Origin of the sequence: Jilunia laotingensis (assembly GCF_014385165.1) — a bacterium.
GTDB classification, from domain to species: Bacteria; Bacteroidota; Bacteroidia; order Bacteroidales; family Bacteroidaceae; genus Bacteroides; species Bacteroides laotingensis.
The window spans coordinates 2,076,631-2,090,015 of record NZ_JACRTF010000001.1 but is presented as its reverse complement, the minus strand read 5'-3'; the positions used below and the strand labels follow the sequence as shown (position 1 = coordinate 2,090,015).

Annotated in this window: 10 protein-coding genes; all 10 read right to left on the bottom strand. The window is 41.0% G+C overall.

Translation table 11 applies throughout. The features are described from left to right. Position 1: 1 nt before the first annotated feature. Positions 2-310, bottom strand: a complete 309-nt coding sequence (locus tag H8744_RS07955) for a hypothetical protein (RefSeq protein ID WP_262434328.1) — start codon at positions 308-310, stop codon at positions 2-4. A gap of 4 nt (positions 311-314) precedes the next feature. After that, positions 315-1,958: an OstA-like protein gene (locus H8744_RS07950; RefSeq protein ID WP_262434327.1), complete on the bottom strand. Its 1,644-nt coding sequence runs from the start codon at positions 1,956-1,958 to the stop codon at positions 315-317. Further along, complete coding sequence (locus H8744_RS07945) at positions 1,958-3,349, bottom strand: peptidylprolyl isomerase (protein ID WP_262434326.1); 1,392 nt, start codon at positions 3,347-3,349, stop codon at positions 1,958-1,960. Before H8744_RS07945 ends, H8744_RS07950 begins: the two co-directional genes overlap by 1 nt. Before the next feature lie 9 nt (positions 3,350-3,358). Continuing rightward, positions 3,359-4,204 carry a peptidylprolyl isomerase gene (locus tag H8744_RS07940; protein ID WP_262434325.1) on the bottom strand — a complete coding sequence of 282 codons (846 nt, stop codon included), beginning with the start codon at positions 4,202-4,204 and terminating at the stop codon, positions 3,359-3,361. A gap of 57 nt (positions 4,205-4,261) precedes the next feature. Then, the gene (locus H8744_RS07935) at positions 4,262-5,806 is read right to left on the bottom strand and encodes a peptidylprolyl isomerase (protein ID WP_262434324.1); all 1,545 of its coding nucleotides are present in this window, start codon (positions 5,804-5,806) and stop codon (positions 4,262-4,264) included. Positions 5,807-5,983: 177 nt separating this feature from the next. Next, positions 5,984-7,459, bottom strand: a complete 1,476-nt coding sequence (guaB, locus tag H8744_RS07930) for an IMP dehydrogenase (protein ID WP_305067356.1) — start codon at positions 7,457-7,459, stop codon at positions 5,984-5,986. A gap of 86 nt (positions 7,460-7,545) precedes the next feature. Further along, positions 7,546-9,726 carry a DNA helicase RecQ gene (gene recQ, locus H8744_RS07925; protein ID WP_262434323.1) on the bottom strand — a complete coding sequence of 727 codons (2,181 nt, stop codon included), beginning with the start codon at positions 9,724-9,726 and terminating at the stop codon, positions 7,546-7,548. Between the two features lie 165 nt (positions 9,727-9,891). After that, on the bottom strand, positions 9,892-11,139 hold the full coding sequence (gene clpX, locus H8744_RS07920) for an ATP-dependent Clp protease ATP-binding subunit ClpX (protein WP_262434322.1): 1,248 nt from the start codon (positions 11,137-11,139) through the stop codon (positions 9,892-9,894). A 2-nt stretch (positions 11,140-11,141) separates the two neighbouring features. Continuing rightward, positions 11,142-11,804 (bottom strand): ATP-dependent Clp endopeptidase proteolytic subunit ClpP, encoded by a 663-nt coding sequence (gene clpP / locus H8744_RS07915; protein ID WP_262434321.1) that lies wholly within the window; start codon positions 11,802-11,804, stop codon positions 11,142-11,144. A gap of 142 nt (positions 11,805-11,946) precedes the next feature. Continuing rightward, positions 11,947-13,302, bottom strand: coding sequence for a trigger factor (tig, locus tag H8744_RS07910; RefSeq protein ID WP_262434320.1), 1,356 nt, complete (start codon positions 13,300-13,302; stop codon positions 11,947-11,949). Positions 13,303-13,385 lie beyond the last annotated feature (83 nt).

Here is a 13,385-nt window from a genome sequence, read left to right as displayed (position 1 = left end):
ATTAATTTCCCCACGCCCAACTGCCGGTCTGTAAGTAATGCCACAGAAAGATCAGCAGGACAATAATTACAAGTATTACTCCCAAATGCATGGGTCTACGGCCACTCTCCTTGCGACGTTTCAGGTGTGTAGTCCCTTCCACAAACTTTCCACGAATATCTTCCGGAGAAAATTCTTTCTCAGGCAACATCCCCAAATCGCGTTTGGCTTGCTCTTCCATCTTATCGAGCTTTTCCTTACGCTCGTCTACATAGATGTACTGATGATTGAAGCGGCGCGGTTTTCTCATACCGCTATTAAACATTCCCATAGTGCTATTTCATATTTATTAATTCACGCTTGGGCGAATTTAATTGTTTTCGGGTAGATTTCCGCAGTGTTTCACCGGCTTTCTTACCTCTCCATTCAAATATATCTTCTTTATTCTTCGGACGAATCGATTCGAACCAGACAAAAGTCGGCAACTTCATCTTGTCGGGCGGAATCTGATCCATAGGGTACAAAGTTCCGTTGGACTTGGGACTCATTACCATCCGCTGCATTTTTCGATCCTTCAGATGCATGGTGAGAAGGCTGGTTACGGAAGTATTCATACCGATCATGGTACTATCCTGTTCTTCCGGATAAAACACCACTAATACATTAGCTATCACATCTACTTTCCGCATTTCACCTTGATCAAAATAGGCTTTGATCTCTTTTCCGGAAACTTGGTTGTAATGCAATGAATCTTTCATTTCGACAGTCAAAGCCTGATCAATAATATGTGCCCAGTCAATGGTACTGTCATTCAGATAGATCTTGATCTCTTCACCCAGTAGCTGCTGCCCCTCATTCCAGAGAATAGGATCGCGATACATCGTGATGCAAGAGTCTTTAGAATTATAAACCAATGAGTCACAAACGCCCTGCACATCCGTACGATACATACGAACCTTGTGAAAAGCTCTCATCTCCCGGAAAAGTGAATCGGTATTCAAGTTATAACTGGTCATCATCAGCGTATCGGCATGCATGAACAGGCTATCCCCCTGTGAATAGTCAATTGCCACCGCCCTTTTAGTAGCGAATGCACTATCCGTCAGTTCGTTGTAAAAACAGTAATCACCGGTTAACATATTACGGTTGACAGTATCTTTCATCACAACATCATCAAAAGCCTCACCATAACCTGCTTTACGGTCATAAAAAAGACTGTCACCAGTCATTCTCTTGCCGCCATTGGTTATAATAGATCGATCTAATAGTTCGGCTTGCTCTGTCAAAGTATTGTAAACACCCCGTTCTGAATATATATGATTATTATCACTGACGATATCCGATGGTCCCAAAATGGTAGCAATTTTCGATTGAGTATTATACTTTAATGTATCCGAAGTCAGAATAAACTTAGGATTAACCAATTTAACGTCATGATTGAATACCGATTGTTTGGTGGCTGGACTATATTCTCCCCAATCAGAAGTAAGCACATTCTCTTCATCCATCAGAGTACCGCCTTCGAAATAATAACCCAAATCATAGATACGATCGTAATTGAGGCTGTCCGTAAGAAGAGTTGTATTCCGATTGATCATCTTCACATTCTCACGAAGTTGAGCCAACTGCGCTATGCCATCGTAATATAGGTAATCACCATAAATGAAAAGCGTATCACCCTGTTCCATGCGTACATTATTAAAGGCTTCCACGGAATTAGTCTTTTCGTAAATCAAAGCGCTGTCACAATACATATACATGCTATCATGACGCAGCTTCACCGAACCGACCAGTACCTGTACGTCCGGACGAGCCAATTTGTCGGCTTTACCCTCATCGGCATGCAAGAGGTCTACTTTCGTTTTTTTCTTCTGCGACTGTTGTGAGGTAGGTTGATTCTGCGCTCCGAGCAGGAATGCCCCAAACAAACATAGCATCCCCGTGAGGATGCTTTTAAACAAAGATCGTTTCTTTCTCATTAATCTTTAATCCAGCCCGGATATTTGAAATCACAATTCTTCCAGTTATCATCGATGCGTACATACGTATGCTTTTGTTTCTCCAGAATCCATTTGTGCAGCAACTCTTCCCGGCGTTTTTCAATAACAATGTCTTTCAGATTCTGATAGTCATCCGTAATAGTCGCCTTATGCCCATTGATACGAGTTTTCAACTTCACAATAGCACAAACCTCCTTACCATCTTTCTCATTTACCATTGTAAATGCTTTAGAGATTTCACCCACATTCAAATTATCGACTATCTTGGCAACATCTTGTGGCAATTCCTGCATCTCGAATTTAGAAGTCGCCATAGCATCTCTAGAATTCGTATTCACCATCAAGCCATGGTTGTTACGGGTATCTTTATCCTGAGACAACGCAGAAGCAGCCACATCGAAAGAAAATTTATCCAATCGTATATCGTCTGCGATAGAGTCCAAACGGGCACGAGCTTCTGCCAATTCTTTTTCCGAGACTTTAGGACGTAACAGAATGTGACGGGTATTTACACGGTCACCACGTTTCTCTATTAATTGTATGATATGATATCCATATTCAGACTCAACAATTTTAGAAATCTTCTTGGCATCTTGCAGACCGAATGCAACGGTCGCATAAGCAGGGTCCATCATACCTTTTCCCATAAAACCGGTCTCCCCCCCCTTCATAGCTGAACCTCTGTCTTCAGAATACATACGCGCTAATGTCGAGAAGCTGGTTTCACCTTTGTTGACACGATCCGTATATTCACGCAACCTGCTTTTTACATCCTCTATTTCCTCAATCGGCACCTTCGGTTGCAAAGTGATAATCTGCACTTCAACCTGTGTAGGCACATAAGGAATACTATCTTGTGGCAGGTCTTTAAAATAACGACGCACCTCAGATGGAGTGATCTTAATATCTCCTACTAATTTCTGCTGCATCTTCTGCACAGTAAGTCCCTCACGTGCATTTTCACGCAAAGTCTCACGAATCTGAGAGGGAGTTTTATTCTGATGTTCAAAAAAGTATTCTTCCATTTTTTCTCTTGATCCCAACATCTGTATCCATTGGTTCGTCATCCCATCGACTTTCTGGATTACTTCTGCTTCGGGCACTTCAATACTGTCAAGACGTGCCTGGTGCAAAAACAATTTCTGTACAGCCAATTCTTCAGGGATTACACAATAAGGATCACCGTCAATCTTTCGCCCTTCGTACAAGGCACTCAGCCGTGCCTCCTCTACTTCCGATTTCAGAATAGCCTCGTCACCTACAACCCAGACAACTTCATCGATCACATTGTCCTGTCCATTCGCCACTGTAGTGGTAAGTGCCACAAGGGCAAATAAAACAACAATTTTAAAGTTCACAAACTTCATCATTCTTTGTATCTAATAATTATATTTAATCTTCTTCCTGTCCACAGCCCTTTTATATAAATCATCTTTCACCTGACGCATAAAATCGACTTGTTTAATATTAATAAGCAGATCTTTCACTTCAGGTATTGCAAGCTCATAAGGTTTCTGTTCACCTACTGCGCGATAATCACTAACATTAAGGAAATAATAAAATGCTGTATCTTTCTGTTCGACATGCCGGTTTTTGCTTATATATTCCTCCGGTTTCTCCTCTTTCAAAGGAATCATATCTAGTATATCGGCTAATGGCACCCATTTGTCATAGAAGTATTCATACTTCACGGCATTCTGCAAACTATACTTCTCCAAATGTTCAACCGATTCTTGTGCATCGGACTTGTACCATTTGCGAACATTGGCTAATTGAGGAGCGGTTAGGGGTACTTTAATAAAGAGTCCTTTGATTAACGGACGCTCTAACTTAAAGAGTTCTTTGTTTTTCTCGTAATAGTCCGTAATCTCCTGATCCGGAATTTCGTTGGAAAGTTTTTGATCTATCAGTTCTTGCTGATAAGTATGGGTTATCAACGCTTTGCGATAGTTTTCCACCAGCCGATTTATTTCACCATTATCAGGTATATTGCTCTGTGCCTTCTCGTACAACAAAATATCCTCAGCCCAATTACGTATGTAATGTTCGGCAAAGAGTAGACTGTCGTCTTTTGATAATCCAACAGGAAGCACAGACTGAAGGTCTTCCTTGTATAAAAAGTTCCCGTCAACCTCTACCAAGGGGGTCTTTCCTCTATGATCATGCTTTTCAATGCATGAAGCACAGACAAGAAGAGAAACCAATAAGAGGCCCGATATTCGCATTGTCAACTGAAGTTATACTTAATTTAAGGTACGAAGATAATGCAATAATCGGTTATATCAGTGGTTATTAACTGTTTTTAAAACCTCTTGGTTAATTTCAACCTTACCATTGTCACGCAATTGCTTTACCCAAAGCGAGTCGAGGAAGTTCTGATAATCAGCAGCAAGCGGCCCTCGCACCTCTGTATATTCATCTGGGCCTTTTCGTTTTTCACCAAAAACAGTAGTAAACGGATAGTACTCCACCGGTTCAAATCCACCTTTTTTAAAGACAAGTTTATCTACATATTTATTATCACCCAATGCAAATATTCCGGCTTCCACCTTTACCGAATCTGTTGGAGTATTGAAGACTTTCTGTATGGTATCAGCCCAAACTTTCTCAGGCAACTTCTTAATAAATTTCTTGATCTGTTTCGCTGTTTTCTTATCGGTACAATGAACTACAATACCTTTATATCTCGGCTCTTTCCACTTATAATTGGATTTATGCGATACAAAATAAGCTTCTTGCCCTGCCTCATCCGTTACAGCCCGATCCCAAACTTCACGATTGCTTATTTCAAACAAAAGCATACCCTCTTTATATTCTTGCATTAGCAAACGGAAAGCCGGATATTTTTGCTCTAATCGACCATCTTCATAATCAAGAATCGATTTAATCACAAACATGTCATATTGATTCTTAATGCCCCGGGGATAGGATGCTGCAAATTTCTTGAACTCAACACCTGTATAATTATGTCCGTCCAATACGAAAAGAGGTTTGTCGGTCTCACCTTTAGTAAACAACTCATTCAACCCTTTCTCTTCCTGCTGAAAATGATATTCTCCTTTCAACTTTTGAATCATCGCTTCCGTTCCCTTACTGATACCGTTTTTACGTGCAAATCTACGGGTCAGTTCACCTTTTACTTCCTCAAACACCGGAAGTTCTTTCACATCGAAAACTTTGACAATATGCAGCCCGAAAGGAGTGAAAAAAGGCTTCGAGATTTCATCTTTCCCCATAGCGAAGATCACATCTTCAAATTCTTCCGGAGTCTGGAGAAAACCTACCCAAAATTTGTTCTTATCTTCGGAAAACTTCTCGACAAAAGATGCAAAATCCAGTGATGAATCGGCCGTCAAAGCATTATATATCGAGTCCATTCGAACCTGTGCAGCATTAATATCGGTTTTCAATGCATTCTGGGGAAGATATTTAAATATGTGCATCACCTGTACCTGACCGGAACGTGACTTATTTTTCATTTTATCGTAATACTCACGAACAAAAGCCTCTTCAGCCTTTTCATCGGTAAGATAGGATTTTGCTAATTGTTGGCGATATCCCTTCAGTTCATTACGAAAAGTGGCTGTGGTATCTATTCCCGCAGCTTCGGCAGCTGCGACTTTTAATTTGAAATTAACAAAAAGGTCTACGTACTCATTCAGTGTTTTTGACTCTAATTCTGTCAATGAATTATTTTTATTGTAGATATATTCAAACTCCGAACGAGTCACATCTTTTCCATTGATACGCATTAGAACCGGATCCTCCTGTGCTACAACGGAAAGTCCCAATATACAGGATACTAATAAAGCTAGATTTCTTTTCATAATAATGCATTCGTAGATTTACATACGTATTATTAAACGATGGAAAACAAGAAAAATTGTATAGGGAAAAAATAAAGTTACGAGCTATAAACCATGAATATGCACACCGTAAGTGAAACATTTACATATTGCTTATAACTCGTAACTTGATGTATATTATTTAGTAAACTTATTTCCTTATTCCGGACGACTGTAATTGGGGGATTCACTCGTAATCGTTACATCGTGGGGATGACTCTCCATTACTCCGGCATTAGTAATGCGTGTAAATTTGGCATCGTGTAGTTTTTCTATATTTTTTGCTCCGCAATAACCCATCCCAGCACGCAAGCCACCAGTCAATTGATATATTACCTCATACAAAGTTCCTTTATAAGGTACTCGCGCTGCAATTCCTTCCGGCACCAATTTCTTGACATCTGTTTCTCCACTCTGGAAATAGCGGTCTTTGGATCCATTCTCCATAGCTTCCAAAGATCCCATTCCACGGTAAGACTTAAACTTACGTCCATTGAAAATAATAGTTTCGCCCGGGCTTTCTTCTGTTCCTGCAACCAAAGATCCGATCATTACAGAATATCCTCCGGCAGCAAGGGCTTTTACCACATCACCGGAATAGCGAAGTCCTCCATCGGCAATCAAAGGAATTCCAGTACCTTTCAATGCCTTAGCAACATCGTAAACCGCTGACAATTGCGGCACTCCAACACCTGCCACGACGCGGGTAGTGCAGATTGAGCCTGGTCCAATCCCGACTTTCACCCCATCGGCACCGGCCTCAACCAATGCTTTGGCTGCTTCTCCTGTAGCAATATTACCGACAACGATATCAATATTCGGGAAACGTTTTTTCGCTTCTCGCAAAGTATCAATGACTCCTTTCGAATGACCATGAGCAGTATCTATGACAATGGCATCGGCACCGGCATCGACCAATGCCTGCATACGTGCAAATGTATCTGCTGTAACCCCGACACCGGCAGCGACACGCAAACGTCCTTTAGCATCCTTGCAAGCCATCGGCTTGTCCTTAGCCTTTGTAATATCCTTATAAGTCACTAAGCCAACCAGCCTATTGTCTTTATCTACCACAGGCAGCTTTTCTATCTTGTGCCTTTGCAAAATTTGTGCAGCTGATTCCAAATCGGTAGACTGGTTAGTTGTCACCAGATTTTCTTTTGTCATCACCTCATCGATATGTTTATCCATATCGCGCTCAAAACGAAGGTCACGGTTGGTTACAATACCGACCAAATATTTGTCATCATCCACTACCGGAATCCCACCTATTTTGTATTCCGCCATCAAAGCGAGCGCGTCACGTACAGTGGAACCTTTTTTAATAGTAACCGGATCATAAATCATGCCATTTTCAGCACGCTTAACAGTAGCAACCTGTTTTGCCTGATTCTTAATAGACATATTTTTATGAATCACACCGATTCCTCCCTCACGGGCAATGGCAATAGCCATTTTAGCCTCAGTAACCGTGTCCATAGCCGCAGTTACAAAAGGAATTTTCAGCTCAATGTTTTTTGAAAACTTTGTCGAGAGTTCGACTGTGCGTGGTAAAACTTCAGAATAAGCGGGGATTAACAAAACATCATCATACGTTAATCCATCCATTACAATCTTATCAGCAATAAATGACATAAGGCTACGCGTTTAAAATTTATTGCGTGCAAATATACAGTTTTTATTCAAAACCGCATACCTGCACGCAAGATTTTTTCGCATTTTTAATTGGCCATTTCGGAGATAAACTTGATGCGAACCAGACGAACTTCTTCTTCCGTAAATTCATCCCCCAGTTCCTCAAGCGCATCATCTATTTTATCTGTAGTGGATTCTTTAAAGTAATCATATATGTCAAGCATATGATCCTCATCCATAATTTCATCCAAGAAGTAATCGATATTCAATTTTGTGCCTGAATAAACAATCGCCTCTACTTCGTCAAGGAGTTCACCGAATTCGATGCCTTTAGACAATGCGATGTCATCCAAAGCTACTTTGCGGTCGATGGCTTGAATAATAGAAACCTTCATCTTTGACTTATTGGCAACCGTACGTACACGCAAGTCTTCCGGACGTTCTATCTCATTTTCCTCGCAGTGCCGTTTAATCAGCTTACAGAATTCTTCTCCATATCTTTTTGCTTTTCCCGCACCAACACCCGGGATATTCTGAAGTTCATCCAGAGTTACCGGATAGATAGTAGCCATCGCCTCAAGAGAAGGATCTTGGAAAATCACATAAGGAGGAACTTCCAGTTTTTTGGAAAGCTTCTTGCGCAAATCCTTCAGCATAGAGTACAATGCCGGATCGACCGCACAAGACCCTCCGCCTCTGGCCGGGGTTTCTTCTTCTACATCCTCAAAATCATTGTCTTCGGTTATCTTGAATGATTTCGGTTTTTTCAGAAATTCAAGCCCTTCCTCGGTCACTTTCAGCAGGCCGTAGTTTTCTACATCTTTACTGAGGTATCCGGCTATCAATGCCTGACGAATGACTGCATTCCAAGTCTTGTCTTCTTCTCCCATTCCGGAACCGAAAACTTCAAGGTCTTCATGCAAATGCGCTTGCACCTCGGAAGTTTCCCTTCCCTGTAAAATATCTATTATATAATCAGCTTTAAAGTTTTCTTTTACTGCTACGATCGCTTCAATCACAGCACACAATAAGTCTTGAGCCTCCACTTGTTTTTTAGGATTTAAACAGTTGTCACAATTTCCACAATTTTCTTCCATGTACTCTTCACCGAAGTAGTGCAATAATGTCTTACGGCGACACACGGAAGATTCGGCATACGCAGCAGTTTCCAGCAGAAGCTGTTTGCCTATTTCCTGTTCTGCCACAGGTTTTCCCTGCATGAACTTTTCAAGTTTCTGCAGATCCTTATTTGTATAAAAGGTAATACATTGGCCTTCCCCGCCATCTCTACCGGCACGACCTGTCTCCTGATAATAACCTTCCAGACTTTTGGGTATATCATAATGGATCACATACCTTACATCCGGCTTATCAATACCCATACCGAAAGCGATGGTTGCTACAATCACATCAATCTTTTCCATCAGGAAGTCATCCTGGTTCTGCGTTCTCGTTGCCGAATCCATACCGGCATGATACGCACGGGCATTGATGCCGTTAGCTTGAAGTATCTCGGCAAGCTCCTCGACCTTCTTCCGACTCAGACAATAGATAATGCCTGACTTTTCGGGGTTATTCTTGATAAACTTAATGATATCTCTATCGATATTTGCAGTTTTAGGACGTACTTCGTAATATAGATTCGGACGGTTGAACGATGACTTGAATACCTGAGCATCAACCATACCCAAGTTCTTCTGGATATCGTGTTGAACCTTCGGAGTTGCGGTTGCAGTAAGTGCGATAAGCGGTGCTTTTCCAATCTCATTAATAATCGGACGGATTCTTCTGTATTCGGGACGGAAATCATGTCCCCATTCAGAAATACAGTGAGCCTCATCCACCGCATAAAACGAAATCTTCACAGTTCGCAGGAATTCTACATTTTCTTCCTTCGTCAGTGACTCGGGAGCGACATACAGTAATTTTGTCTTTCCGTCAAGAATGTCAGACTTCACCTGATCTATTGCACCTTTATTCAGAGATGAGTTAATGAAATGGGCAATTCCATCTTCTTCACTGAAATTACGCATAGCATCTACCTGATTTTTCATCAAAGCGATCAGGGGGGAAATTACAATTGCCGTACCTTCCATCATAAGAGAAGGTAACTGATAGCACAAAGATTTCCCACCGCCAGTAGGCATCAACACAAAGGTATCGCCACCATTGAGCAAGTTCTGAATGATTGCTTCCTGATTCCCCTTGAATTTATCAAATCCGAAATACTTTTTCAGTTGGTCTGTCAAATTAATCTTCCCTGCCATCTTAAATAGGTTGTTTTATTCAGTTCATGATTTAATATTCAACTCTTTACTTTTAAAGAGTACTAACAAAGTTATAAACAACTTCTTAAATATCAAGCATAATCTGATTAATATTTTTCAAGAAAAAACATAGTCAAGCCATCCAGAGCATCTTACCATTTGATTTTAAGCGTTTTGCAATCTAGCAAGATTTGCTTTCTCCAATTGGTGTTTTGCATAATCCAATGTCACCTCATATGTATTTTTATTTTCAGAGGGTATTTCAAACATCACATCCATCATGATCGTTTCAACGATAGAGCGCAATCCACGTGCGCCTAACTTATATTCGACCGCTTTGTCAACGATGTATTCAAACACCTCATCCTGAAAAGTCAGTTTCACGCCATCCATTTCGAACAGCTTCACATATTGCCGGATGATGGAATTCTTCGGTTCGGTCAGTATGGCACGAAGCGCTGTGCGATCCAAAGGATTCAAATAAGTCAACACCGGCAACCGCCCGATTATCTCAGGAATCAACCCGAATGACTTTAAATCTTGGGGAGCAATGTATTGCATCATGTTGTTCTTGTCGATGGCAGCCGTCTTTTGTGAAGCGTTGTAGCCTACTACATGTGTGTTCAAACGTTGAGCTATTTTCTTCTCGATACCATCAAACGCACCGCCACAGATAAACAGGATGTTTTTTGTATTTACGGGGATCATCTTCTGGTCCGGATGTTTGCGGCCACCCTGAGGCGGGACGTTTACAACCGACCCTTCCAACAATTTCAATAATCCTTGTTGAACTCCCTCTCCGCTGACATCGCGGGTAATGGAAGGGTTGTCACCTTTGCGGGCAATCTTATCTATCTCATCGATAAATACAATCCCCTGTTCCGCTTCGGGCACATTATAATCGGCCACCTGCAACAGACGAGTCAGGATGCTTTCAATATCCTCACCCACATAACCAGCTTCTGTCAATACCGTGGCATCCACTATGGTGAAGGGCACATGCAACAATTTAGCAATTGTACGGGCTAACAGCGTTTTTCCGGTTCCTGTGCTACCTACCATGATGATATTGGACTTCTCAATTTCCACATCGTCACCACTGTCTTTTTGCAAAAGCCTTTTGTAATGATTGTAAACCGAAACGGATAGAAACCGTTTTGCGTCATCCTGCCCGATCACGTACTGATCCAGAAAATTCTTTATTTCTACAGGTTTAGGCAGTTCTTTAAGATTTAGCTTTGTAGCTCCCGCACCGTTCTTAGCAGCACCCAAGGCTTCCTGAGTAATCTCATAAGCCTGGGTTGCGCAACTATCACAAATGTAGCCGTTCATCCCTGTAATGAGGAATCCGACTTCATTCTCCGAACGGCCACAAAAGCTACACTTTTTCTTGTTAGTTCTTGATTCAGCCATTTTTATTTTTTAATCAACACTTCATCTACCATGCCATACTCTTTAGCTTCCTGAGCAGTCATCCAGTAATCACGGTCGGAATCGGCCCATACTTTGTCATAGCTCATATGGGAATGATCGGCAATAATAGTATAAAGTTCTTTCTTTAACTTCATTATCTCGCGAGCGGTAATTTCGATATCGGAAGCCTGCCCCTGCGCACCACCCATCGGTTGATGAATCATCACCCGCGAATGTTTCAAGGCAGAACGTTTCCCTTCGGCTCCGGCTACCAGCAATACAGCCGCCATCGAAGCGGCCATGCCTGTGCAGATGGTCGCTACGTCACTTGTTATGAACTGCATGGTATCATAAATCCCCAATCCTGCAGATACCGATCCACCGGGAGAGTTGATATAGATAGAAATATCTTTACCCGGATCTACAGAATCAAGATACAGCAACTGGGCTTGCAACGTATTTGCAGTATAATCATCGACTTGGGTTCCCAGAAAAATGATACGATCCATCATTAAGCGTGAGAATACATCAAGTTGTGTCACGTTCAGTTGTCTCTCTTCGAGAATATAGGGATTCAAATACCCGGCTTGTGATTTGATCACATCATCCAACACCATGCTATTTATACCTAAATGCTTGGTTGCGTATTTTCTAAAATCATCCATTTCTTATGTTCCTTTCTTATTTTATTTAATAATATAACTGCAAAGAAACAAAAAAGAACACAGAGACACAAAAAAACACAGAGTTATAATTTTATAAAAACTCTGTGTTTCTGTGACTTTATGTCCTCTTCAGACAAGAATATTATTCAAACATCTTGTTGAATTCTTCCATCGATACGGTTTTGTTGTCCAAAGCCACCTGCGATTTCAGTGCTGCGGCCAGTTTAGCTTCAACGACACGGTTTACCAGACCATCGACGTTTTCTTTCTTCTTCAGCATTTCCTGAGCATAATTCTCAAGCACGTCCTCAGGGACGGTCAACATTCCGTATTGAGCGAACTGAGCTTTTGTTGCATCTTTTGCCATCTTGATCACATCTTCCTGCTCAACTTTTATTTCATTAGCTTTCACTAATTGCTCTTTGATCAGGTGCCATGTCAGTTCTTCAATGCTTTTATCATAGTTTTCAGCAACAAACTCTTCGCCCTTTTCCTTATTATTAAGCAACATGATGCGCTTCAGTAATGCATCGGGGAATTCAAGCTTTCCAACTTTCTCCATCAACACCTTACGTGCATCGATTAAGAATTTATAATCACTATCTGAAACGAATTGTTCTGCGATACTTTCTTTTACTTTAACACGGAATTCTTCTTCTGTTTTTACTACATCCTTACCCAGCACCTGATCGAAAATTTCTTGGTTCAATTCACCCGGAACGAAACGTGTTATTTCTTCAACCTGGAAACTGAAATTAGATTTCATATCGGCTACGGCTTCTTTTTCAATCTTCAATAATGAAGCGATTTCAGCTTCATGGCCGTCATAAGCCGTATTTGGATTAAACACCAATACATCATTCACTTTTGCATTGGCAAAGATAGCTTTCTGTTCATCATTTTTCATATAAGAAGGCATCAATACTGCACCTTCTACCTGAACACCGCCTTCTTTAGTATTTCCATTTTCATCCAATTCGGCAATCAAACCTTTCAGCATATCATTATCTTGATATACATCCACTTTGTCATATTTGCCGTTACGTTGGGTGTAGGCTTTTACTTGGTTATCCACCATCTCGTCAGTCACTTCGATGGTATAATAATCAATCTTGTCCTGATTGCTTACTTCAGCTTTGAATTCAGGGGCAAGGGCAATATCGAATACAAATTCAAACTCTTCCATTGTATCGAAATCGATCTCCGGCTGCTTTTCTTCATTAGGCAGCGGTTCGCCCAAAACGTTCAAATTATTATTCTTGATATAATCGTATACCTGTTCTGAAAGAGTTTTGTTCACCTCTTCGGCGATCACTGACTTACCATACATTTTCTTCACCAAGCTCATCGGTACCATTCCTTTGCGGAACCCCGGGATTTGGGCTTTCTGACGAAATGATTTCAACTGTTTATCTACTTTTTCCTGATAGTCAGCTTTTTCCAGCTTTACCGTAAGCAATCCACTTACTTTGTCAATGTTTTGAAATGAAACGTTCATTCTGACAATTATTTATTTGATTTATACTAATCTATATTTAAGCGAGGGTGCAAAATTAATGCTAATCTTTCAATTATCAAAAA